The organism is Candidatus Latescibacter sp. IFSED24, from assembly GCF_058273205.1.
Genome location: NZ_CM177850.1, coordinates 3666988 through 3690906, shown reverse-complemented (window position 1 = coordinate 3690906; position 23919 = coordinate 3666988). Strand labels below are relative to the sequence as shown.

Genomic DNA, 23919 nt, shown 5'->3' with positions numbered 1-23919 from the left:
GGGTCGACATGCAACGACGAGGACACAACCGGACGCGGAGGATCTTGCTGGCGCTGGCCGCACTGGCGGCGGTCGCCATGGCCGCCACCGCGCTGGCGAGCGGCCCCCTGGGGCTGAACACTGACCGCGCGAAGCGCTCGGGCAAGCGGAGCCTACGTCCGCGATACCAGGTCGTCGAGGGCGTGCTGCAGCGCGATCGCATCGGCGCCTGGATGCTCGACAACGGCACGCCGCTGCGTCTGACCAGGGACCTGGTCTGGCGCGAGGAGCAGGACGGCCGCGAGAACTCCCCGGCCTCCGGACGCACGGTCCGGCTGCTGGGCCAGTACTACGGCCAGGTCCTGCAGGTGAACCAGGCGACCCTGATCTCGCCGCAGACGGTGGCCCAGCGGATGCAGGAGCCACCGGTGGCGCCGCCGGATCAGGAGATCGAGGATCTGCCCCGGTAGGGGTCATTCGACAGGCGGCAGGTTCTCCCGCAGCTGCGCGATCTGCGCGCGCTCGGAGGACGTCAGGCGAGGCAGCGCGGCGGCTCGATCGAGAGCGCGCCGCGCTGCTGCCATGTCACCGAGCCGCGCCCGCACCAGCGCCAGGTTGAACCAGCCGGGCACGTAGCCCGGGAAGTCCCCCGTCAGTCGTTCCAGGATGGCGGCCGCCTCCTCGAGACGACCGTTCTCGGCGAGCAGCGAGGCCAGGTTGCTGTGGTAGCGCGCGCGGCCGGGGTCCAGCGCGATGGCCCGCTCGAACGCGGCCACGGCCTCGTCGGTCCGCCCCAGCTCCCGCAGCGACAGCGCCAGGCCGTGCCAGGGGAACGACCAGGCGGTGTCGGCGTCGGCCGCCGCCAGGTAGCCCGCCAGCGCCTCCTCGTGCCGGCCCAGCAGCGCCTGTGTGCGTGCGCGGCGATAGAGAACGAAGGGGTCGTGGGGCAGCCGGCGCTGGGCCTCCTCGTAGGCGGCCAGCGCGCCCGCCGGATCGCCCATGCGCTCGAGGTAGCCGCCGAGCCGGTACGGCGTCTCGGCGAGGCCGGGCCGTAGCGAGTCGGCGGCCGCGGCGGCGGCGAACATGCCCGCGCGGTCGCCGGCGTCCGATGCGCGCGACGCGCTGTTCAGCAGGCAGTGCCAGGCCTCGTCCCGCGCGTCGAGCGCGCTCCAGCCGGGCCAGAGGACCACGACCAGGAGCCCCACGGCCGCGAGCGCCAGTCCCACACGGCGGCGCTGTCCCCGCCGCCAGGCCGCGACCACCGCCACCAGAAAGGCAGCCGCCGCGATGGCGAAGAGCGGCACCACCGGCTGCCGGTAGCGCGCGGTGGGGAAGAACGGCAGGAGGCCCAGGAACCAGGCGCCGATCAGCATCGCGAAATGACGCCGGGCCGGCCGGACGAGGAGCGTCGCGCCCACCAGCCCCAGCGACACCAGTGCCACGAACGACACCGGGTAGAACCGCAGCGAGGCGAGCCGGCCGTGCCAGAAGTTCCAGCTATAGATCTGCGGCAGCTCGTAGCCGCTGAAGAAGCGGTAGGCCTTGCGCGCGTAGTGCGCCGCCATCTCGCCGGGGTCCTGAACCAGCCGCGCCACTGCACGCCCCGTGAGCTCGCGCGAGACCTGGCTCGGGCGCAGCTCGCGGCCGAGGTCGGCCTCGAGGAGATTCTCGCCGGTGGGGTCGAACTCGAACTGGGGGACCTCGCTCAGCGGACCGAAGCGCCCCTGGTACTGGGCCTGCTGACCGATGAGCAGGTTCACGCCGACGTTGCTGGTGAGCAGGACCAGGTCGCCGCCCACCACGAGATTGCGCACGGTCACCGGGAGGATCGCGAGCGCGGCGCCGAGCCAGAGCAGCCCGATCCGGCGCGCCGCCGCGCGCGGGCCGAGACCGCGGCCCACCAGGAGCAGAGGCAGCAGCGCGAGCAGCATGAGCACGTTGCCGCGGGCGGTGGCGCAGACGCCCACCGCCAGGCCGAGGACCAGCCAGCGGCGTCGCGTGGGCTCGTGGTCGGCGCGCCACGCTTGCCACGCCACGAGCAGCAGCAGCGAGGTGACCACGGTGGCCATGAGCCGGAAGCCGGCGTAGAAGGTGGGCGGCCCGTAGCCGGCGAAGAGCGCGGCGGCGAGCAGGCCCACCGCCTCCTGGCGACCCCACCGCCGGCCCAGCTCGTAGACCAGCCAGATGTTCCCCAGCGTGAGTGCCCACTGGCCGTAGAGGAGCGCGGGACTGCCGGCGCCGAAGATCGCGTAGCTCAGCGCCAGCAGGTGCGGGTAGAGCGGGCCCATCCAGTAGGGCTGGCCCTGGCCCCAGTCGCCGGCAACGAGGGCGCGGGCCCAGACGTCGTAGTCGTGACAGTCGAGGTAGGGGACGTCGAAGAGGTGGGTGTGGCGGATCTGCCACCAGTACCAGCCGCGCAACACGAGGCTCACCAGCAGGATCGCGCCCAGGACGAGGCGGCTGCGCGAAGGGACGGGTCCGGGATGGGCGGCGTTTTCCATGGCCGGAGCGTAGCGGTCGGTCGGGATCCTTGCAATGATCGCCGCGATCCTGCAGATTTGAGCGTGGAAGATCGACAACCCCGCGGCAGCGGCCGCGGCCACCGGAGGAGGCCCACATGGACATCCGCATCGAGCGCAACCCCAATCCCCCCGCGACCCCGGACTGGGACAAGCTGGTGTTCGGCAAGCACTCGTCGGCCCACATGTTCATGCTCGAACACCGCGACGGTTCCTGGGACGAGCCGCGCATCATCCCCTACGGTCCGCTCCAGCTCGATCCCGCGGCCAAGGTTCTGCACTACGCGCAGGAGATCTTCGAGGGGATGAAGGCCTATCGCAATCCGCAGGACCAGTCGCTGCACCTGTTCCGCCCCGACATGAACATCGCGCGCTTCAACCGCAGCGCCGAGCGCCTGTGCATGCCCACGGTGGATCCCGACCTCTTCCTGCGCGCGCTCGAGCAGCTGGTGGCGCTGGACGCCGAGTACGTCCCGCCCAAGCCCGGCTCGCTCTACATCCGCCCCACCATGTTCGGCCACCAGCCCAACCTGGGCGTGGCCTCCAGCGACCGCTTCCTCTTCTACATCATCACCGGTCCGGTGGGCACCTACTTCAAGGGCGGCGTCAAGCCGCTGTACCTCAAGGCCGAGACCGAGTACGTGCGCTCGGCGCCCGGTGGCGTGGGCTACGCCAAGACCGGCGGCAACTACGCCGCGGCGCTCCTGCCCATCAAGCGTGCCCAGGCGGAGGGCTTCGACCAGATCATCTGGCTCGACGCGCTGACGCGCACCACGGTGGAGGAGATGGGCGCCATGAACATCTGCTTCGTGTACGCCGACCGCGTGATCACCGCGCCGATCCAGCCCCGGAGCGACACCATCCTCGCCGGCGTGACCCGCGACTCGGTGGGCACCCTGGTCCAGGAACACGACCTGCAGTGGGTGGAGGAACCGCCGTTGCTGGCCGACATTCTGGCCGACGCCGAGAGCGGCGCGCTGCTCGAGGCCTTCGCCTGCGGCACCGCGGCCATCGTCACGCCCATCGGCAAGATCCACTCCAAGGGCCGCGACGTGACCATCGGCGGCGGCCAGGAGGGTGCGGTGACCACGCACCTGCGCGAGACGCTGGGCGCGATCCACAGCGGCGAGAGCGACCTGCACCCCGAGTGGATCCACAGGGTCGGCTGATCCCCAGGACCCCCGGCCCCACGGCCGGGGGTTCCTCGTGCCCCACGGCATGGAGTCAACCTGACCACGGGCAAGACAAACCACGAGCTGCGTGATATCGTGACGGTCGAACCCCAACCCGGAGCCGACCCGCGATGCAGAACCTCCAGCTCGACCGCCCCCTCGTCTGCTTCGACCTCGAGACCACCGGCCTCGACGTGCAGAAGGACCGCATCGTCCAGATCTCGCTGATCCGGGTCGAGCCCACGGGCGAGCGCCGCGTCTTCACCTCGCTGGTGAATCCGCAGCGGCCCATCCCGCCCGAGGCCACGGCGGTGCACGGCATCCGCGACGAGCACGTGCGCAGCGAGCCCAGCTTCAGCCAGCTTCGCGAGGAGGTGGAGGAGATCCTCGAGGGCGCCGACCTCGCCGGCTTCAACATGGTCCGCTTCGACCTGCCGCTGCTCGAGGCCGAGATCCAGCGCGAGGGCGGCCGCTTCTCGGCGCGCGACCGGCGTCTCCTCGACGCCCAGGTCATCTTCCACAAGATGGAGCCGCGCAACCTCGAGGCGGCGGTTCGCCTCTACTGCGGCCGCGACCTGCCCGGCGCCCACTCGGCCGAGGTGGACGCGCTGGCCACCCTCGACGTGCTCGACGCCCAGCTCGGCCGCTACGCCGACCTGCCCCGCGACCCCGCGGCGCTGCACGCGTTCTGCAACCCGGACGAGGGCCGCTACGTCGACCGCACCCGCAAGTTCCGCTGGACCGACCAGGGCGAGGCCGCCTTCAACTTCGGCAAGCACGAGGGTCGCACCCTCCGCGAGATGGTGGCCGACCAGCGTGATCGTGGTTACTTGGAATGGATGATCGGCAAGGACTTCCCCGAGGAGGTCAAGGGCATCCTGCGCGAGGCCCTGGCCGGCGTCTTCCCCGTCCGTCGCTGACCCAGCGAACAGGAGCAATGATGACGGACAGCAAGCAGCGCATGCACGATTTCGAGAGCCAGCCGCTCCAGCGCGTGGAGTACATCACCGCCATGGCGCACCTCTACCGCGGCGAGCTGCAGCGGTCGTTGAGCTGGCGCCTGCGCCTGGACACCACCACCAACTGGGCCGTGGTCACCACCGCGGGTATCCTCACCTTCGCGGTGAACAACCCCGAGTTCGCGTCGCAGACCCTGATCGCGGGCATGTACGCCAACCTGCTGTTCCTGCTGCTGGAGTCGCAGCGCTTCCGCTTCTTCGACATCTTCCACTCGCGCCTGCGCATGATCGAGGAGAACTTCTACGGTCCGCTGCTGCGCCGATCGCTCGAGAGCCCCATGGCGGATTGGGGCCGCTGCGTGGCCGAGGACCTCTTCCTGCCCCACTTCCATCTCTCGCTGCGCCAGGCCATCCGCTCGCGACTGTCACGGGTCTACGCGCCGCTCTTCCTCGCTGAGATCATCGGCTGGATCCTGGTGGTGGCGCTGCACCGGGGACAGCCCGGCGATCCTTTCCTGTTCCAGCTGGCCATCGGTCGGGTGCCGGGTTGGGTGCCGGCGATCCTGGTGGTGGGCCTCTATCTATTCCTGCTGATCAGCGTGATCACCGCGCCGCCGGTGCCACGGCTGCGCGAGGCCTACGGCATGGGTCGCCTTGCCGATCCCAGTCGTGAGGTCCCCGAACTGGACGCCTGATCTGTCGCTCTCAACCCTCAGGTCGCTGCGATTCCGGTCGATCTAGACCAGGAAGGGGACCTTGCGCCCCGGCCGGCCCCGGTCTGGCCCGCATCGTGCTACCCCTCAGCATCGCCCAAGACAATCTGGCATCCCGCTGCCCGAGGAGTGATTCCATGACCCAGGCCACGGCCGACCCCCAGAACACCACCGGCTGGCGCGCCGTCAATCTCGAGGTGCTGCAACGGATCGAGGACCTGCCCAGCCTCTCCTCCGTCGTGGCCGAGTTCCTGGAACTGACGCGGCGCGAATATTTCACCGCCAAGGATTTCGAGATGGTCCTCAGCAAGGACCAGGCGCTGGTGGCCCGCCTGCTCAAGGTGGCCAACAGCAGCCTCTACGGTCGCAGCCGTAGCATCCATTCCATTCCCGAGGCCGTGGTGCTGGTGGGACTGGACAACATGAAGCGCATCGTCTTCGCGGTGAGCACCGAGGGCCTGACCAGGCTCCGGCTGAAGAACTACGACTACGAGCCGAGCCGCGGCTACTGGATGCACTCCACGGCGGTGGGACTGGCCGCGCGCGCCCTCAGCGGGTCCCTGCCCGACAAGCCACTGCACGGCGAGGAGGCCTTCGTCGCCGGCCTGCTCCACGACGTGGGCAAGCTCATCGTGGACGACTACCTCGACCCCGCGCCCGGCAAGCGGCACGTCACCCTGACCGAGGAGGCCGAGGCGGTGGGCCTGGACCACGCCGAGCTGGCCGAGTACATCCTCAAGCAGTGGCGGCTGCCCGACACCATCGTCGACGCCATCCGCGACCACCACCAAGACGACGCCACTCCCGGCGCTCGCGTGATCCAGCTGGCCCAGGTCGTGGTCAACACCTGGAACATCGGCCACGGCGAGCCCATCGACCTGAGCCTGGAATTCGACCCCACACCGCACGCGGCGCTGCTCGCGGCGGTGGGCCTGCCCGAGAGCCGCCTGCCCCAGGTGCTCTGGGACATCCGCCAGAACCTCGCCGGCATCGAGACCCTCTACGCCGAACGCTAGACGGCCACGGGCCCGCTCCCATCCAGGGGGGCGGGCCCGCTTTTTGCACGTCGGCATGAAAAGTTTTCGGGTCCACAAAAAAGATTTGTCGACACCGTCCATACACGTTAAATTATTAACTCACAAGCCGCCCCGCCTGGTGGCGGCCCCCCGGACCGAGGAGCAGGCCATGCGTGCCAGCCCACAGCTGAGCGCCAGTCTCGAGGACTATCTCGAGGCCATCTTCCACATCGTCCAGGACAAGCACGCCGCCCGGGCCAAGGACATCGTGGAACGCCTCGGTGTGCACAATTCCTCGGTGACCCAGGCTCTGCGCTCACTCTCGGAGAAGGGCCTGGTCAACTACGCCCCCTACGATCTGATCACGCTCACCGACACCGGCCAGGTCGCCGCCAGCGAGGTGGTGGAACGCCACCGGTCGCTGCGGTCGTTCCTGATCGAGGTCCTGGGCCTGGAGAGCAGCCAGGCCGAGGAGGATGCGTGCAAGCTGGAGCACGTGATCAGCAGCGTGACCATGGATCGCCTGCGCCTGCTCATGGCCTACCGCCGCCGCCATCCCGCCGACACCTGCAGCTGGAACGAATCGCTGGGCGATTTCGGTCCGGGAAGCGAGGGCTGAGATGCCGCTGGCCATGATCCGTGAAGGCACCCGCGCGGTCCTGCGCACCATCGGTGGCGGGCGCGGCCTGCGCGGCCGGCTCGCGGCCCTGGGACTCATTCCCGGCGCCGAGGTCACGGTGCTGCGCAACGGCGGCCGGGGTCCCTTCGTGGTGGCGGTGAACAACGCGCGCATCTGCATCGGTCGGGGAATGGCCATGAAGATCGAGGTCGAATGACGCCGGTATGACGGCGTCGTCCCTTATCCTGGAGTCCGCGAGGTGCAGACCTTCACCGTGGCCCTGGCCGGCAATCCCAACTCCGGCAAGACCACCCTCTTCAACCGGTTGACCGGCGCCCACCAGAAGGTGGGCAACTACCCAGGCGTGACCGTGGAGTGGAAGGAAGGCGTGCGCCGCCTCCAGGGGACCGAGCTGCGCTTCGTGGACCTGCCCGGCACCTACAGCCTCACCGCGTACAGCGAGGAGGAGCTGGTCGCGCGCAACTACCTGCTGGGCGACCAGCCCGACCTGGTCGTGAACGTGGTGGACGCCAGCAACCTCGAGCGCAACCTCTACCTGACCACCGACCTCATGGAGCTGGGCCTGCCCATGGTGGTGGTCCTGAACATGAGCGACGTGGCCGAGTCCAGCGGACTCGAGATCGACCCCCTCGCCCTGGCGAGCCGCCTGGGCGCGCCGGTGATCCCGGCCGTGGGCAGCCGGGGCGTGGGCCTGGACGCGCTGCTCGCGTCGGTGCTCGACGTGCTCGGCCGCAACGGCGACCAGCCGCGGCCACGAGTGGACCTGGGCCAGGAGATCGAGCCGCGTATCGACGAGCTCGTCCGCGAGATGGCCGAGCGCGTGCCGCAGATTCCCAAGCGGCAGCGGCGCTGGCACGCCATCAAGCTGCTCGAGCGCGACGAGAAGGTGGTGGGCGAGCTCGGCCGGCACGCCCTGGCGGACCAGGCCGAACGGCTGGCCGGCGAGCTGGACGAGGAGGAGCCCGGCACCAGCGACGTCACCGTCAGCCGGCACCGCTACGCCTACATCGGCCGCCTCTGCCAGGCGGTGGTGCGCGGCACCGCCCGCCCCGGCCGCGACCTCACCGACCGCCTCGACGCGGTGGCCATGCACCAGGTCTGGGGCGTGCCCATCTTCCTGGCGCTGATGTTCGTGGTCTTCAACCTCACGTTCACGCTGGGCGATCCCCTGATGGGCTTCATGGAGACGGGGATCGCGGCGCTGTCGTCGGGGGTGTCGGCGCTGTGGCCGGAGGGGTCGACGAGCCCGCTGCGGTCGCTGCTGGTGGACGGCGTGATCGGCGGCGTGGGCGGCGTGCTGGTGTTCCTGCCCAACATCGTGCTCCTGTTCATGGCCATCGCGCTGCTCGAGGGCAGCGGCTACATGGCGCGGGCGGCGTTCGTCATGGATCGGCTCATGAGCCGGGTGGGGCTGCACGGCAAGAGCTTCATCCCGCTGTTGATCGGCTTCGGCTGCACGGTGCCCGCCATCATGGCCACGCGCACGCTGGAGACGCGGCGCGACCGCCTGATCACCATGCTGGTGCTGCCGCTGATGAGCTGCGGCGCGCGACTGCCCATCTACGCGCTGATCATCCCGGCGTTCTTCCCCCAGCGCTGGCAGGGGCCGGTGCTGTGGTGCCTGTACGTCACCGGCATCGTGCTGGCCCTGCTGGGGGCGCAGCTGTTGCGGCGGTCGTTGTTCCGCGGCGAGACCACGCCGTTCCTCATGGAGCTGCCGCCCTACCGCATGCCCACCGCGATGAGCCTGCTGGCGCAGATGTGGACCCGGTCGTGGCTGTACATCAAGAAGGCGGGGACGGTGATCCTGGGGGTGTCGATCATCCTCTGGGTCCTGACGAGCTACCCGCAGCCGCCGGCCGACTGGACTCCGCCCGCCGGCGATTCCTCGCCGGTGGTGGCCGCGGGCGGCGACCCCGAGGCCGCCGCCGCCATGGCCTACTCGGTGGCCGGCCGCACCGGTCGGCTGCTCGAGCCGGTGCTCGCGCCCATGGGCTTCGACTGGCGCATCGGCACCGCCCTGATCGGCGCCTTCGCCGCCAAGGAGGTGTTCGTGGCGCAGATGGGCATCGTGTTCGCCGTGGGCGACGCCGACGAGAACACCGACGCCCTGCGCGAGCAGCTCAAGCGCGCCTACACGCCGTTGATCGGCTTCTGTATCATGCTCTTCTGCCTCATCGCCACCCCGTGCATGTCCACGGTGGCGGTGACCCAGCAGGAGAGCGGCAGCTGGCGCTGGGCCTTGCTGCAGTTCTGGGGCCTGACCGCGCTGGCCTGGGTCCTGACCACGCTGGTCTACCAGCTGGGCAACCTGGCGGGGTGGGGAACATGACCGTCGAGATCGGCTTGACCGTGCTCATCGTGGCCGCCGCCGCGGCCTGGACCGGTCGCCGGCTCTGGCGCAGCGTGCGCCGGCCCGGCGAGCCCACCGCGAGGTGCGGCGCCGCCCAGTCCGGGGTCGGCGGGTGCGGGAGCTGTCCCATGGCCGGCAGCAGCGCCGGGAAGGCCGGCGAGGACGCCACTTGCGCGGACATCCGCCCGGGTGGATCATGAGCTGGTCGGCCTGGTAACTGCCCTACTGTGGTCTTCGCTGATCTCCTCTTCGGCGACCAGTCCATGACCCGTCCCCTGGCCTGACATTCCTGACTGCCACATCGCCATCGCACGCCACAATGTCAGAATATCGGGAGCCGATGGTGGCAGACGCGTGGCGCATGTGGTCGGCGTACTGTATACGAAAACCATAAGTGACACAATCATTTCTCCTTGAGGTGTTATCGACCGGTGTTGATAACTGGCACAACGCCTGCAATGTATACGCGAAACAGAGTATTCAGCTTCCCCTGAGGGAAAGGACATACCATGAAGAACTGGACCGTGAACGCCATGGAGGCCCTGCAGAGGGCCCAGCAGAAGGCCTTCGACCTGGGCCACGCCGAGCTCACGCCCCTGCACCTGTTGTGGGCCATGCTTAGCGAGCCGGGCCTGGCCAGCACCACCCTGCGCACCCTCGAGCTGGACCCCCAGCTCGTCGCCCGCACCGTGGAGAACGAGCTGGCGAGCCTGCCCAGGGTGGGCAAGGTGGAAGCCCCCAATCCCGACCGCGATCTGCAGACCCTCATGCTCGCCGCCCAGAACCAGGCCAAGCAGCAGGCCGGCGGCATGGTGGGCACCCGCGAGCTGCTGCTGGCGCTGATCGCCGACCAGGGCCGCGCGGGCAGCCTCCTGCGCACCTTCGACCTGGACAAGAAGAAGCTGGAAGCGGCCCTGGCCCGGACCGCCGGCGCGGGCGCCGTGGGCGAGGACGGCGAGGAGAGCGACGGCTCGCAGGAGTCGGCGCTGGACCGCTACGCCCGCGACCTCTGCGCGCTGGCGCGCCAGGGCAAGATCGACCCCATCATCGGCCGCGACGAGGAGATCCGCCGCGTGATCCAGATCCTCAGCCGCCGCACCAAGAACAACCCGGTCTTGATCGGCTCGCCCGGCGTGGGCAAGACCGCCGTGGCCGAGGGCCTGGCCCGCCGCCTGGTGGAGGGCGACGTCCCCGAGGGCCTCAAGGGCAAGCGCCTCTACGCCCTGGATATGGGCTCGCTGCTCGCGGGCGCCAAGTACCGCGGCGAGTTCGAGGAGCGGCTCAAGAAGGTGGTCAAGGAGGTGACCGACTCCGAGGGAGAGGTGCTGCTATTTATTGACGAGATGCACACCCTGGTGGGCGCCGGCAAGGCCGAGGGCGCCATGGACGCCTCGAACATCCTCAAGCCCGCGCTCGCCCGAGGCGAGCTGCACTGCGTGGGCGCCACCACCATCGACGAGTTCCGCCAGCACATCGAGAAGGACCCCGCGCTGGAGCGCCGTTTCCAGCCGGTGATGGTGGAGGAGCCCACCTGGGAGCAGGCCGTGGCGATCCTGCGCGGCCTGAAGGAGAAGTACGAGGTCCACCACGGCATCCGCATCACCGACGGCGCCATCGTGGCCGCGGTGAAGCTGTCGCAGCGCTACATCGCCGACCGCATGCTCCCGGACAAGGCCATCGACCTCATGGACGAGGCCGCGAGCCGCCTGCGCATGGAGATCGATTCGGTACCTGCCGAAGTAGATGACCTCCAGCGCCGCCTCAACCAGCTCGAGATGGAGAAGCTGGCCCTCGAGAAGGAGACCGACAAGTCGGCCGTGGGCCGCCGCCACGCCATCGACGCCCAGATCACCGAGCTCGAGGAGGAACTGACCTCGGTCCGCGCGCGCTGGGAGGAGGAGAAGGAGGCCATCGACCGCATGCGCACCATCCAGGCCGAGCAGGACCAACTCCAGGTGGAGATGGAACGCGCCGAACGCCGCGGCGACTTGGCCCGCGCCAGCGAGCTGAAGTACGGCGAGAGCACCCGCCTGGCCGCCGACCTCGCCCGCGCCCGCGAGGCGCTGGTCGTGGTCCAGGGCGCGCAGCCCCTGCTGCGCGAGGAAGTGACCGAGGACGACATCGCCGAGCTGGTGGCCAAGTGGACCGGCATCCCCGCCACCCGCCTGGTGGAGGAAGAGACCGCCAAGCTGCGCGACCTGGAGAATCGTCTGCAGGCCCGCGTCGTGGGCCAGGACGAGGCCGTGGCCGAGGTGGCCCGCACCGTGCGCCGCAGCCGCGCCGGCCTGATCGGCGGCGAGCGCCCGCTGGGCTCGTTCCTGTTCCTGGGCCCCACCGGCGTGGGCAAGACCGAGCTGGTGAAGGCCCTGGCCGAGCAGCTCTTCGGCGACGAGAAGCACCTGGTCCGCCTGGACATGTCCGAGTACATGGAACGCCACGCGGTGGCGCGCATGATCGGCGCCCCCCCGGGCTACGTGGGCTTCGAGTCGGGTGGCCAGCTCACCGAGGCCGTCCGCCGGCACCCCTATAGCGTGATCCTGCTCGACGAGGTCGAGAAGGCCCACCCCGAGGTGATGAACGTCCTGCTCCAGCTCCTGGACGACGGCCGCCTGACCGACGGCAAGGGCCGCGTGGTGGACTTCCGCAACACCCTGGTGGTGATGACGAGCAACCTGTGCCAGGACGAGCGCTTCGAGGTCGCGGACGATGCGAGCGCCGAGGCGCGCGAGCAGCGGCAGCGGGCGGTGATGGAGGAGCTGGGCGGATTCTTCCGGCCAGAACTCTTGAACCGTCTCGACGGCGTGGTCCGCTTCGCCGGACTGGGCCGCGAGGAGATCCTGCGGATCGTGCGACTGGAGATCGCCAAGGTGAACCGGGTGATCGCGGAACAGGACCTGCGGCTGGTGGCCACCGACGAGGCGGTGGCGAAGCTGGCGGAGATGGGCTGGGATCCGCGGTTCGGGGCGCGGCCGGTGAAGCGTGTGATCCAGAGGGAGGTTCAGGATCGGCTGGCGGATGGGATTCTGAGTGGGGATGTTGTGAGTGGGAATGTGGTGGAGTTGGGGGTTGAGGGGGATGGGCAGTTTGGGTTGAGGGTGGTTGATGAGGAGGGGGTTGATGAGGTTGGGGAGGCTGAGGGGTAGCAGTTCGACTTGATGGTGCGTTGAGAACGCCGGCTGCTGGTGGCTTTGGGGCTGCTTGGGGTCGGTGTTCTTGTTTGCGGTGAGCTTGTTGAGGACGGGTGTTCGATTGGGGTTTACAGTGAGTATATTGGGGAGTAGGATGGTTTTGGCTATCCGGTATTAAGGGGGGCTGGATGGTTGGTGGGGAGGGAATTCCATGATTTTGGGTGTTGAGTTCTTGGGGCGGTAGCTGCCTGGTGGTGGGCTATTGTCTGGCGGGATATTGGGGTACTTGGTTCAGTCGAATTGAACGTTAGACGGAAATAGGAGTTGAGAGGCAATGGCGCTCAGTGCATTCGACGACAAATCCTGCGAGCCGCAATCTGCAGAACTCAGAGCCGTTTTAGGTCGTAGCGCGGATCGTTGGGACGAACTCATTGGACACTTCGAAGCTGCGTTTGCTCCCTTGGCACTCGATTGGAATTTCGGCGGGGCGAAGTGGGGTTGGGTTCTACGATTGAAGCGAAAGAAGCGGACTGTCTTGTACCTGACTCCAGGCAAGCGGCACTTTCTAGCTGGGTTTGTATTGGGGCAGAAAGCAGTCGACGCGGCACAGGCCATTCCCTTGGACACATCGGTATTGGCAGTCATTGACGCAGCGCCCAAGTACGCTGAAGGGCGCGGCGTAATAGTCGAAGTGCGGACCAAGCGAGACGCAGAATACGTGAAGCAGTTGGCGGACGTGAAGATGTCGAATTAGTCGCTCTAAGGACCGTCCGTCTAACCATAGTTTGCAGCAGACAAAGCCGGCCGTCACGCGCCTGGCAGAGCCAAGCGCGCGCCAGCAGTCTTTGCAGCTGAAACAGTCGGTGTTATGCAGAAATATTGTGGACAGCGAACGTACTAAGCCATCCGGATATTCACTTTAAATCTCGGCTTCGCGAACAGCACTGGAACAGGGGAGTTCTTGGCGTGCCGATTATCCGACGCTACGCCAGGAACGCTAGCCTAGCGGAACAACTTCTTAACGGCGCTCCACGACCGCGCTCGCGTGGCGACGGCTCCCCCCAGGAAAGGCTCAAAGTCAATGGTCAGGATGAGCTCCGGGTCGTCGACGCTGTCGTGGATCAGCTCGGCGATCTGCTCGGGATCGTCGGTGCCCCACCAATTGTGTTCAAGATCGAGGGTGCGCGGCGTCCCAAGGTCGCTATATGCTATGAAGGCCTGGCCCTCCCCATAAGCCAGCAGGTGGTTGTTTTGGAATTCCGTGAACGCGGCGCCTTGGTAACCGGAGCAGCCAATCACCATGACCTCGCTGGTGATGATGTTGCCCGAGCCCTCGACTGTGCCGTCGCTGAGCTCAATGCCGTGGCCGAGGGTCTCGAGCAAACGGCAATCGTAGAGCCGGACATGGGCGCCGTCCGCGAGTATCGCAGCGCGCGTATGGCCGACGAAATCGCAGTCGCGGAGTTCGGCGCGGCTCTGAGCTACCGTAACGAGACCGACGGAGCCAGCGCCGGCCTCGCTCCCGTCGAAGAAGCAACCGGTCAGCGTCAGGAACTGCTCGTTGCTCGTGTGCATGGCATGTATAACGCGTTCGAAGCGGGAGTCGGCGATCAATCCGGCACGATCGCCCCCCACAATGCCGCCATTGACGAGATCGACGAATTCGCAGTCGCGGAGTTCGAGCCCCTGCGAGAAAGTGTCGAGGAACCCATACTCGGCGCCCGCAAACCGGCAGCGCTCGATACTGAGGCGAGCACGATAGGCATCGACGAGCTTGGTCCTCGGTCGGTCGAGCAGTTGCAGCGTCAGGTCTTCGATGCGGAGCTCAAGGTTATCCTCCCAGACGATGACGACGATGGCCGAATCGTCATGCACACCCGCCTGTACCTGGCCGACGATGGTTTTGTCGATCCCGGCGCCGCGCAGAGTGATACCGTCGACCGCGACGTCGACATACCGGCTCAAGTGCGGTGCGTGCGGATCGGTGACAAAGTCGCTGAACACACCCGAACCGAGTTGGACCACGTCGCCGGGCGCACACGCGTCAACTGCCGCCTGGATGGTCGGGAAGTCGCCACTTCCGTCGGCCTCGACATACCAGGTCGTGGCGGCAACGGGTGCAGCCATAATCAGCGCCACGGCTACCGCCGTAAGCGGCCATCTGGGTCCCGGATGGATCGCCATTCCATCCTCCCTATTTCTCATCGCAGTCCCTCGGCTGTCCTTCCGAGTTCGCCGATCCTCGATTCTATCACACCTGCACGTACGCGGAGTCGAAATCCTGATACAATGATGGAGCCGGGGTGGAGGAAATGGGCTGATTTGGTTTAGCAGGCCGATTCTAGCTCCGGACAAAAGGGAGCCTAGCGAATCGGCGAAGCAGGCTCGCATAACAAGCCGTTCAAGCTGACAGCCGGCTCTGTCACGGCCCGTGCTGGCGCACGGCCCGCGCCAAGAACGGCCGCAGCTTCACGCAAGGGCGTTAGATATACTAAATTGGAGATCTTGAACCCAATCGCCCGCTTGTTGAAACGGTGGTAGAATCAGGCTTGAAACACGGAACACCTCAGGGGGGACAGTCGAATGCAGATACCTCCAAGTAACTATGCCGTGGGGTGGCTGACGCTCGCTCTTCTCAATGCAGGGCTAGCGCAATGCAAGGGGCGACGGGGCTTAGTTTGGTGGCTTTTGTCGCTACTTCTTGGCCCGATAGCCACATTTCTATTGGTCGTGTTGCCGCCGAAGTAGCTTGGACCGACATCGGTTGGGTTCCGCGCCCGACGCGCAATTTAACCGATGTTTGCACCCGACAAGGCCGTTCGTCACGCGCCGTGCATGCGCACGACCCGCGCCAATCGCCTTTGCAGGTTAGACAAACGTTAGCTGTAGCTGATGTCGCTTGTGTGCTGTGGCGGTGTTCGGTGAAATAAGAAGTCTAGTCAACAACCCGTTTGAGTGGAGCGGTATGAAGACAGTAGCTTCAATGTTGATTTTTGTAGTCCTGGGGGCCGTGCTCTCGCTTCTTGGTGGTTGCACGTATGTTTGCCACCGGTATGAAAAATTCGAAGCGGTGATACCGGATAATGATTGGAGAATTGAGGGGTATGTCTATCGCGAGCATGCGGAGGGTAAAGCCCCAACGAAGTACTCTCTGCCCCACTGGGGCGCTCGAGATGATGATAGATATTACCTGGAATTAGTTCCGGTCGCGCCTGATTCTCTATTCTGGGTTGACGGTGATGTCGAATTCATAGGAGTCAGGATTATTGCGGATGGAGATACGACAGATCTTCGTTGGGCGGAGCGCGAGCAAACATACGAGATCATTATAGCCGAAAGAAAGGAACTACATTCGGCGGAAGGCTATTTCCGTAAGATACCCTTTTCGAAGTGGTACGATGAGTCTGGGTATGAGTTGGCCTTTCGGCCGTACACATTCAACTCGGAGTATTTTCACTTGGACAAACCGGTACCGGACATCCTGACCGTCGAGTATGAACTGTTGATTCTCGACAAAGCAACGAGAGAGCCCATATCAAGATGGAGGTTACGATCCGAGGCTGTCATTGATCGACATCGGCGGTGGGTCGTCATGGACGGAATCGAGTCATAACTGGCTGAGAGGACGCGTTCTGGTCTTAAGACCTTTGTGAAGGAAACTGACGGGCAACGGCAGCAGGGGCGGCACAGCTAACTGTTCAAGCGCAAGCGCAGCGCCCCAGAACCGGGGCCATTTCCAACACGGCCATCCCCGGCCACGACCAAGCGCCGATCTTATCTGCTACGCGATCGGGATGGACAATACGGTGAAGAATTTCAGCGCCGCGTCACCGCTCCAGACATCGAGCAGGTGCTGACGTCGCCGCACTCACCTTGGCAGAACCCGTACGTCGAACGGGTGATCGGGTCCGTCAGAAGCGGAAATCCAGCCCCAGGAACAGACCGCTCAGCTTGATGTCGAGTTCGACCTGGTCCTGCTGAATCTGATAGCCGAGCACGCGATATCCGAACGGCAGGCCGACGCTGTCTGAGATCCGCCACTGGAACTCCAGCATGAGCTGGTAGGTGAATTCCGAACCGATACCGAATCCACCGATGTCACCGCGCATCTGGAAGAGCCAGTGCTCACCGATCTCCCAGGCTCCGATCGCTCCGAGGATGGGGTCGACCACCGCGGTGCTGGCCTCCAGGGCGGATTCGTCGGCGATCAGCAGCGACTGGCCGACGTCGAACAGGCGCATGCCGCCGACGAACTTCAAGCTCGAGTCGCGGGCCGGGCCGAAGGTCGCGTCGAGCTCGCCGATCGTCGTATCCAGGCGTAGATCCATCGGCACCCGCCCCGAGTTGCCTCCTTGCAGGCTGATGTACTCGAAGTCAGCCAGGAATCCCCACTGTCCCTTGACGCCGGTCAGCGAGATGAAGCCACCGATCCGCAGGTTGTCGACCAGATCGGTGAAGCTGCTGTTGATGGGAAACGTGAGCTCATTGCCCGTGATCGACCCCGAGAGTCCGGATAGGAACAGGTACGGCTTGAGCGAGAACTCCCAGGACGGCTCGGCGGCCGTCTGCTGGGCCCGGGCGCTGCCGGGAACGAGGAGGGCGGCTCCCATGGCCAGGGTCAACAAGGCCACGGCGAACGTTGCGGTCGGCTTCTTGCTCGTGCGGTGTTCCATCACGTCGAGTCCTCTCAGGGTATTCGGACCCCGGCCACGTCCCGGCCGGAACGGCCGATTCGCTTCACTCGTTCAGGGGACTGCTTTCATTCCTCGCGCAACACGTTGCCGAACACCGACCAGGTGGCGCCGTCGGTGGTCACCGACAGGGTGAGGTACCCTTCGTCCGCGATCACCAGGCTCCAGGCGCGGTTCGCCTCGACGCCGGAAAACACCCAGATTCCCGCCCCCTGGTGGATCGAGTCGATGACCGTGACCTCACCCTTGCGGGACTCCGGCGCCAGCAGCGTGACCTGCTTACGCTCGGCGTCGACCCGCAGGAACGTCGGCGGTTCCAGGCCGCCGAGGTCGGGCGGCCCGATGGTCCCGTCCTCGTCGCACGCGACGGCACTGTGGAGAGCGCACATCCACGTGGTCCCGGCGAGGGCCTGGCCGGCGGAAAGCAGGACCACGATCAGGGTGACCGCCAGCACGATCTTGGTTCTCGAAGGCATGCCGGTATCCTTTCGGTGAGTCGCGCCGAGGCGGATCACTTCACGTTGTAGCCGCGCCCCTCCATGGAGGCGACCCAGTTCTTGTCCCACACCTCGAAACTGTTCTGGAACTCCTGAATGGCCTGGTTGGCGGCGGACTCGGCCGAGGCGCGCTGGCGCCGCGAGCGGGATCCGCCCGCCAGTCCGCCGGCCGTCGCTCCGATGGCCGCGCCCTTGCCCGCGTCACCGGCGATGGCGCCGATGGCGAGACCCGCGATCGCGCCGCGCGCCGCACCGCTGATCATGCCGCCCTGGGCCTCTTCGGCGGTCTGGGCTGCGGCGTAGCCCTTCTGCACCAGCACGTCGTAGGCCTCGTAGGGATCCCACTTCGTCTGGGCGCAGGCCCAGCGGTAGGACTCGAGCTGATCGATCACCTGCTGGTTGGCGTCCTGCCCGCCGGCGGGATAGATCACACGGTTGGCCGGGTTGGTGCTGGGCGGCACGGTCTCGGCGGTGGCGTTGTCGGTGTCTGGCGCGGCGGCTTGACCGAAGGCCTGCCCGGCGATTGCCAGCAGCAACAGCGCCGCCGCGAACGTCGTGATTCCCCTTCTGGACATGAGCAGATCCTCCTCGGTTCTCGGTGTCGTGTCGAATCCGCAACGATCTCGACAGCGCTGAGAATAGTGGGTCCGCAACGAACTGGTACCTCGAAAATCTACCGGGCGTGCAACGGGAATTTACCGGGCCCCCCCGGCTCGTGGACGGCGCCGCGGCGTTGTCCTCGAGCTCCGTGCCGAGTTCGACGGCGTGCGCAAGAATCTGTGTGATCTGGTCTCGGAATCGGAACGCGGCATGACCCTGCTGGCCATCCTCTCGTCGATCTACATGCCGGCGACGTTGATTGCCGGAATCTATGGCATGAACTTCGAGCGGATTCCCGTCACGGAGATTGAGTACGGCTACCTCATCGTGATGACGATGATGGCGGCCGTGGTGTTCGGTCAATTCTGGTACTTCACCCGGCGCGGCTGGTTCCAGTAGGGCCGAATGGTCCTCATTGGAGTTGACGGTGCCCGGCCGGCGATCCTATGCTGGACTGACACGAGTTCTCACTGCCAACGCCCGCGGCCCCATCCCGATGGTCGCAGGCCTCGGGCGATCGATCCGAATCCTGCATCGGCGGATCACTTCATGGCCGAACCCTTTATCCCCACCGCCAACGGCCTGGAGAACCGCCTCGAATTCGAGACGGTGATCTCCGACACCTCCGCCTCGCTCTACGCCGCCACGCCGGAGCAGCTCGGCGAGGTCATCGAGCACGCCCTCGATCGGGTCCGGATCTTCTTCCGGGCCGACCGTTGCGCGTTGCTGAAGGTCAGCGAGGACCAGCAGGTGGTGAATGTCCGGGTCGGATCCTTCGCCGAGGGCATCCCTCAGGTGCCGCCGGATGCCAACCTGGCGCAGATGTTCCCCTGGTCCCGCCAGACCCTGTTCGTCGAGCGAGCGCCCATCCGGATCTCGCGGATCTCCGACCTCCCGGCGCATGCCGAGGCCGAGCGGGAGGCCTGGCGGCAAATGGCGATCCGGTCCGCCCTGACCCTGCCGATCGAGACCGGGGGCGACGTCGGGCACCTCATCGTTCTCAACACCGTGAACCGGGAGGCCGAGTGGCCGGATGCCTACGTGACCCGGCTCCGGGTCTTCGGCGAGCTGCTCGTCGGCGCCCTGGACCGCCAGGCGATGATCGACGAGCTGCGCGAAGCCGAGGAGCGGGCGTACCTGGCGGCGGATTCCGCCGAGGCCGGGCTTTGGACCCTCGACTTCCGCACGGGCAGCTTCTGGCTCTCCGACCGCAACCGGGTGATCTTCGGCTTCGCTCCCGACGAAGCGGTCGATCTCGCGAGCGTGATGGAAACGATCCATCCCGACGATCGGGACGGTGTCCGGAACATCATCGAGCACGCGAAGTGTGTGTTGGAAACGCTCGAGGTGGACTACCGGATCATCCGGCCGGGCGAGGACGACCTGCGGTGGGTCACCTCCCGCGGGCGGGTCCAGTTCGCCGCCGACGGCGAGGCGGAGCACCTGACTGGCGTCTCCATCGACATCACCGATCAGATGCGCAACCGGGACGAGCTGCAGCGGCACGAGCTGCGCCTCGAATCGGGAGCCGACCTGGCCGGTCTTGCCTTTTACGAGATTGATTTCGAGTCGGGCGAAGCCTACTTCGACGACCGGATCCGCGAGCTCTGCGGAGTGCCTCCCGATATGGGGATAGGTCTGCTGCCCCTGGAGCACTGGTTGAATCGGCTTCACGCCAACGACCGTCCGCGTGTGCTGGAAGCGCGAGAACGGCTGCACTCCGGTCGCATCGACCGGATGTCGCTGGAATACCGGTACCTGCATCCGGACGACGGCTTGCGCTGGATCCAGCACCTGGCCGGCGTGAGCAAGCGCGACGCCTCCGGCCGCGCCGTCGCCACCTTCGGCGTCCTGCGCGACATCTCGGTGCAGAAGCAGGCCGAGGACGATCTGCGGGAGTTGAGCCGGCGCCTGATCGGGGCCCACGAGGAGGAGCGTGCGCTCCTCGCGCGGGAGCTCCACGACGACGTGACCCAGAGGCTGGCCGTCCTGGCGATCGATGTCGGCCGCGCCGAGCGCGCTGCGGTAGAAAACACCCAGGCCGAGGCCATGCGGGCGGTGCGCGAAGGAATCGTCCGGCTCAGCGAGGACATCCACACCCTGGCGTACCAGCTTCACCCGTCGGTCCTCGAGGAGCTGGGTCTCGTCGAGGCGTTGCAGACCGAGTGCGAAAGGGTGGGCCGCAAGGCGAACATCCCGCTCGATGCGAATCTGGCGCCGCCGCCAGTCGGCCTCGGCAAGGATGCGGCGCTCTGCCTGTTCCGCGTGGCGCAGGAGGCGCTGAACAACCTGGCTCGTCATGCGGGCGCCCGCACCGCCGGCGTCACGCTGCGGCCGCTGCGTGGTGGGGTGATGCTGACCGTCCGGGACGACGGCGTGGGCTTCGATCCCGCGCGGCGGCAGGCTCGGCGAAGCCTTGGTCTGTCGAGCATGCGCGAACGTGTGCGGCTGTTGGATGGGACCCTCGATGTGGAGAGCGCGCCGGGTGATGGCACCTCGATCACGGCCTGGGTCCCGCTCCAGGGAGAAGCGAAATGACCCAGATGGATCGCCCGCGCGTGCTCCTGGCCGACGACCATCTCCTGGTGGCGGAGGCGCTGAAGAGTCTGCTGATGACCGAGTTCGAGCTAGTGGGAGTGGTCGAGGACGGGCGCGCGCTGGTGGAGGCGGCCGGGAGGCTGAGGCCCGACGTGATCGTGGCGGACATCACCATGCCCCACCTCAACGGCATCGACGCCCTGGGCGCCCTGCGACAAGGCGGCAACCAGGTGCCGGTGGTGTTCCTGACCATGCACCGCGACGTGACCTTCGCGCGGCGCGCGCTGGAGGCCGGGGCTGCGGGTTTCGTGCTCAAGCATTCGGCGTCGGAAGAACTGGTCGCCGCCATCCACGCCGCGCTCGAGGGCAAGACCTACCTGACGCCGCAGCTCGCCGGTGAGGTCCTGGCGGGCATGAAGCAGGGACCGGCAGGTGCCAGTGATCCGGTTGTCGCCCTCACACAGCGCCAGCGGGAGGTGCTCCAGCTCCTGGCGGAGGGCCGTTCGGCCAAGGAGATCGGCGTGAGCCTGTCGATCTCGGCCCGGACCGTGGAGTTCCACAAGTACCAGATGATGGAGACCCTCGATCTGCACACGAGCGCCGAGCTGGTCCATTTCGCCATCAAGCACCGTATCGTGGAGCTCTGACCGGATACCCCGGCGGCTCGCAGTTTTCTACTGACCGGACAAGTAGTCTTGAGAGTACACGGATCGTCCTCGGGATCCTCGCCATGCTCATGCCCGGGGTCACCGGTCTCTCGGTGGCGACCATGGTCGGCGCCTTGGTGCTGCTGGCGGGCCTCGTCCGGATGTCCTGGGCCTTCAAGGTCGGCAGCCTGGTCGTATGACCCGTTCAGAACCCGACCGACAGGCCCAGCTTCGCCGACTCCATGGTCAGCGGCGTCTCCGAGGTGAACGGCCAGTTCATGTCCTGCTGCGCGAGCAGGTAGTAGCCGAGCGAGGCGCCGGACTTCAGCACGAAGTAGATCACTGGTCCGAATTTCGGATTGGACTCGATGATCCGCGCACCGACGACTTCCAGCGCGCTCTGCACGCCGCTGTAGATCACCACGCTGCCCAGCCAGGGCCAGAATACGTGGCGCGGATAGATCAACGCACCTTCCGCGCCCAGGGACACCGCGACTTTGCTCGAGACGTTGTACTTGAAGCCACCTTCGACGAGCGCGCCGAAGTGATAGCTGTCGCCGAAGCGATCGAACACGGCCTGGGCGCCGGGGCTGGATGCGTCGTAGGACTGCGGCTTCACCTTGGTCCAGTTCAGCGAATTCTGGTTGTAGAGGGAGAACGCCCCGTTCAGATCGCCGTAGCCGTAGCCGAGTCGGTTGCCGCCGCCGAAGCGGCCGAACTCGGCGCGCACGTCGCCGTCCTCGTCGCTGCTGGATCCGTTCAGGCCATCGTCGAAAGTGCTGCCGAATGCGTAGGACTCTAGGAATCGGGTGATCCCGGGAGCATGGTCGCCCAGCGCCGTGTATCCCAGCTTCAGCTCCATCATTCCCACGGTGTTGAAGTCCTCGCCGAGCCCGTAGAACTTGGGTGTCGACAGACCGTAGTTGACTTCCATGAAGAGCTGGAGCGCGCCCAGTTCCTCCCCGGTGTTCTCATCGACGACCATTCCATCGCCCTTGACGGCCAGCTGGGCCGTGGCGGTCAGGGGTAGGATCAGGATCGTGGCGAACAGAAGCATGGAGATCCCGCACGCGGACGCTCGTTTCTCGAACCGGCGGCTCTCGATCAGCATGGCAATATCCTCTCCTCAGGGTCGTGGTCGGATTGGTCCCGCGCGCGCCGCTGCCGGCGATCATGGTTTCTCGGCGAAGGCTTGCAGTCGACCGGTGCCGAGTCAATCGGATTGTAAGCCGGGACGCCAATCCCCGTAGTTTCCCAGCCACGAACCCCGTAATTCTCCGAGTATCCAGACCCATGCAGCCCAACTAAGGTCCGCTCGAGGTTCCGTGCCGACCGCCGTCGCGAGGATTGCCGGCGCATCCGCTTCGCGGAACGACTGACGCTCAAGCAAAGGAAATCAGATCATGAGAAACACCCGATTCTGGATGACGGCGGCCTGCCTTGCAGTCGTCGGCTTTGCGGCGTCCGTGGCCGTGGCCCAGTCGCCGGCCGACCATCCCAAGGGTGAGACCGTCGCCGCCACCGTGGAAGTCACGGCCACGGTGGAGAAGATCAACCACGAGACGCGCGAGGTCACGCTGCGGACTGACGACGGCGCGGAGTACACCTTCATCGCCGACGAAGCCGTCGCGAACCTGCCCCAGGTCCAGAAGGGTGACCAGGTCACCGCGACCGTCACCGAGGCTCTCGCCTACGAGGTGATCAAGGGTGAGGTCGGAATTGGTGCCGAGGTGACCGTCGCAGCCGCGGCCGCTGAACTCGGCGAGATGCCCGCGGGCGTCATCGGCAGGAAGGTCACGGTGGCGGTCACGATCACGGCGATCGACAAGCAGGCCCTCTCGGTGACCTTCAAGGGTCCGGCCGAAAACACGCGGACCATCAAGGTTTTGCACCCCGAGAAGCTCGAGGGTGTCAATGTCGGGGACTCGGTCGTCATCACCTACGCCGAGGCGATCGCGATGAAGGTCCAGAAGGCGACGAAGTAGTTTACCTCGTCGACGAACCAGGAACCGATGGGCGTCACCCCGGGGCGTGGTCGCGGAAGTGGAATCGCCGATGCCTAAGAATCATGTGAGTTGCGTCTTGCTGGCGGACCGCCACCACGGCCTGTCCGAGGGTATGCGCGGCCTGCTCGAATCAGCCTTCGGCACGGTGCTCATGGTCGCCGACGAGACCTCGTTGATCGAGGGAGCGGACCGGTTGCGGCCCGACATGGTGGTGGTCGATCTCTCGCTGGCCAGGGACAGCAACCTGGACTGGTTGAACCTGCTGCGGGCGCGCTGTCCCGATCTCAAGGTGATCGTCGTCAGCGTGCACGACGAGCAGGCCATCGAGTCGGCGGCGCTGGCGGCCGGCGCCGACGCCTTCCTGCTCAAGCGGGCGATCGCAACCGAGCTGCTGCCCACGGTCGACAGAATTCGCGGTAAATAGCATGACGGGAATACTGTGTCGAAACGGAGGTAGAAGT

The 23919-nt window shown here is 66.4% G+C and carries 24 protein-coding genes; 18 read left to right on the top strand and 6 right to left on the bottom strand.

The features are described from left to right. The first annotated feature begins 8 nt into the window (after positions 1–8). Positions 9–449 carry a hypothetical protein gene (locus IFSED24_RS14940; RefSeq protein ID WP_491332273.1) on the top strand — a complete coding sequence of 147 codons (441 nt, stop codon included), beginning with the start codon at positions 9–11 and terminating at the stop codon, positions 447–449. A gap of 3 nt (positions 450–452) precedes the next feature. Here the strand turns inward: IFSED24_RS14940 and IFSED24_RS14935 are convergent, their stop codons facing one another. Next, positions 453–2480: a tetratricopeptide repeat protein gene (locus tag IFSED24_RS14935; RefSeq protein WP_491332272.1), complete on the bottom strand. Its 2028-nt coding sequence runs from the start codon at positions 2478–2480 to the stop codon at positions 453–455. A 116-nt stretch (positions 2481–2596) separates the two neighbouring features. On the opposite strand from IFSED24_RS14935, the gene IFSED24_RS14930 reads away from it, so the two are divergent. From IFSED24_RS14930 to IFSED24_RS14885, 10 genes are all read left to right on the top strand, one after another. Next, positions 2597–3667, top strand: a complete 1071-nt coding sequence (locus IFSED24_RS14930) for a branched-chain amino acid aminotransferase (RefSeq protein WP_491332271.1) — start codon at positions 2597–2599, stop codon at positions 3665–3667. A 134-nt stretch (positions 3668–3801) separates the two neighbouring features. Further along, positions 3802–4590 (top strand): exonuclease domain-containing protein, encoded by a 789-nt coding sequence (locus IFSED24_RS14925; RefSeq protein WP_491332270.1) that lies wholly within the window; start codon positions 3802–3804, stop codon positions 4588–4590. 20 nt (positions 4591–4610) lie between these two features. Further along, positions 4611–5324, top strand: a complete 714-nt coding sequence (locus tag IFSED24_RS14920; protein WP_491332269.1) for a DUF2270 domain-containing protein — start codon at positions 4611–4613, stop codon at positions 5322–5324. 155 nt (positions 5325–5479) lie between these two features. Beyond that, complete coding sequence (locus IFSED24_RS14915) at positions 5480–6358, top strand: HDOD domain-containing protein (protein ID WP_491332268.1); 879 nt, start codon at positions 5480–5482, stop codon at positions 6356–6358. Positions 6359–6527: 169 nt separating this feature from the next. Then, positions 6528–6977: a metal-dependent transcriptional regulator gene (locus IFSED24_RS14910; RefSeq protein ID WP_491332267.1), complete on the top strand. Its 450-nt coding sequence runs from the start codon at positions 6528–6530 to the stop codon at positions 6975–6977. A gap of 1 nt (position 6978) precedes the next feature. Then, the gene (locus IFSED24_RS14905) at positions 6979–7194 is read left to right on the top strand and encodes a FeoA family protein (RefSeq protein WP_491332266.1); all 216 of its coding nucleotides are present in this window, start codon (positions 6979–6981) and stop codon (positions 7192–7194) included. Between the two features lie 42 nt (positions 7195–7236). Then, a complete protein-coding gene (gene feoB, locus IFSED24_RS14900; protein ID WP_491332265.1) occupies positions 7237–9330 on the top strand; it encodes a ferrous iron transport protein B in 2094 nt (697 codons plus the stop codon). After that, positions 9327–9551 carry a hypothetical protein gene (locus IFSED24_RS14895; protein WP_491332264.1) on the top strand — a complete coding sequence of 75 codons (225 nt, stop codon included), beginning with the start codon at positions 9327–9329 and terminating at the stop codon, positions 9549–9551. Before feoB ends, IFSED24_RS14895 begins: the two co-directional genes overlap by 4 nt. Before the next feature lie 309 nt (positions 9552–9860). Further along, positions 9861–12494: an ATP-dependent Clp protease ATP-binding subunit gene (locus IFSED24_RS14890; RefSeq protein ID WP_491332263.1), complete on the top strand. Its 2634-nt coding sequence runs from the start codon at positions 9861–9863 to the stop codon at positions 12492–12494. Positions 12495–12813: 319 nt separating this feature from the next. Beyond that, positions 12814–13233 (top strand): DUF3788 family protein, encoded by a 420-nt coding sequence (locus IFSED24_RS14885; RefSeq protein WP_491332262.1) that lies wholly within the window; start codon positions 12814–12816, stop codon positions 13231–13233. Positions 13234–13481: 248 nt separating this feature from the next. Here IFSED24_RS14885 and IFSED24_RS14880 read toward each other — a convergent pair whose 3' ends face one another. Further along, positions 13482–14663 carry a right-handed parallel beta-helix repeat-containing protein gene (locus tag IFSED24_RS14880; RefSeq protein WP_491332261.1) on the bottom strand — a complete coding sequence of 394 codons (1182 nt, stop codon included), beginning with the start codon at positions 14661–14663 and terminating at the stop codon, positions 13482–13484. Positions 14664–15444: 781 nt separating this feature from the next. Between IFSED24_RS14880 and IFSED24_RS14875 the strand changes: the two genes are divergently transcribed. Continuing rightward, a complete protein-coding gene (locus tag IFSED24_RS14875; RefSeq protein WP_491332260.1) occupies positions 15445–16092 on the top strand; it encodes a hypothetical protein in 648 nt (215 codons plus the stop codon). Between the two features lie 298 nt (positions 16093–16390). Here the strand turns inward: IFSED24_RS14875 and IFSED24_RS14870 are convergent, their stop codons facing one another. The 3 genes from IFSED24_RS14870 to IFSED24_RS14860 form a co-directional block, all read right to left on the bottom strand. Beyond that, positions 16391–17155: a hypothetical protein gene (locus tag IFSED24_RS14870; RefSeq protein ID WP_491332259.1), complete on the bottom strand. Its 765-nt coding sequence runs from the start codon at positions 17153–17155 to the stop codon at positions 16391–16393. Positions 17156–17238: 83 nt separating this feature from the next. After that, on the bottom strand, positions 17239–17646 hold the full coding sequence (locus IFSED24_RS14865; RefSeq protein ID WP_491332258.1) for a hypothetical protein: 408 nt from the start codon (positions 17644–17646) through the stop codon (positions 17239–17241). Between the two features lie 35 nt (positions 17647–17681). Beyond that, positions 17682–18242: a YMGG-like glycine zipper-containing protein gene (locus tag IFSED24_RS14860; RefSeq protein WP_491332257.1), complete on the bottom strand. Its 561-nt coding sequence runs from the start codon at positions 18240–18242 to the stop codon at positions 17682–17684. Between the two features lie 190 nt (positions 18243–18432). On the opposite strand from IFSED24_RS14860, the gene IFSED24_RS14855 reads away from it, so the two are divergent. From IFSED24_RS14855 to IFSED24_RS14840, 4 genes are read left to right on the top strand one after another with little or no spacing between them, the layout of a single operon-like run. After that, entirely contained in the window at positions 18433–18666 is a 234-nt protein-coding gene (locus IFSED24_RS14855) for a CorA family divalent cation transporter (RefSeq protein WP_491332256.1), read from the top strand. 6 nt (positions 18667–18672) lie between these two features. After that, a complete protein-coding gene (locus tag IFSED24_RS14850) occupies positions 18673–20805 on the top strand; it encodes a PAS domain-containing protein (RefSeq protein ID WP_491332255.1) in 2133 nt (710 codons plus the stop codon). Next, complete coding sequence (locus tag IFSED24_RS14845; RefSeq protein ID WP_491332254.1) at positions 20802–21452, top strand: response regulator; 651 nt, start codon at positions 20802–20804, stop codon at positions 21450–21452. Before IFSED24_RS14850 ends, IFSED24_RS14845 begins: the two co-directional genes overlap by 4 nt. Beyond that, positions 21449–21652 carry a DUF308 domain-containing protein gene (locus IFSED24_RS14840; protein ID WP_491335066.1) on the top strand — a complete coding sequence of 68 codons (204 nt, stop codon included), beginning with the start codon at positions 21449–21451 and terminating at the stop codon, positions 21650–21652. The genes IFSED24_RS14845 and IFSED24_RS14840 overlap by 4 nt, the downstream gene beginning before the upstream one ends. Positions 21653–21657: 5 nt before the next feature. Here IFSED24_RS14840 and IFSED24_RS14835 read toward each other — a convergent pair whose 3' ends face one another. Further along, on the bottom strand, positions 21658–22563 hold the full coding sequence (locus IFSED24_RS14835; RefSeq protein ID WP_491332253.1) for a hypothetical protein: 906 nt from the start codon (positions 22561–22563) through the stop codon (positions 21658–21660). A 313-nt stretch (positions 22564–22876) separates the two neighbouring features. On the opposite strand from IFSED24_RS14835, the gene IFSED24_RS14830 reads away from it, so the two are divergent. Both IFSED24_RS14830 and IFSED24_RS14825 read left to right on the top strand, forming a co-directional pair. Further along, positions 22877–23437, top strand: a complete 561-nt coding sequence (locus IFSED24_RS14830; RefSeq protein ID WP_491332252.1) for a hypothetical protein — start codon at positions 22877–22879, stop codon at positions 23435–23437. Positions 23438–23507: 70 nt separating this feature from the next. Beyond that, the gene (locus IFSED24_RS14825) at positions 23508–23882 is read left to right on the top strand and encodes a response regulator (protein WP_491332251.1); all 375 of its coding nucleotides are present in this window, start codon (positions 23508–23510) and stop codon (positions 23880–23882) included. The last annotated feature ends 37 nt before the right edge of the window (positions 23883–23919 follow it).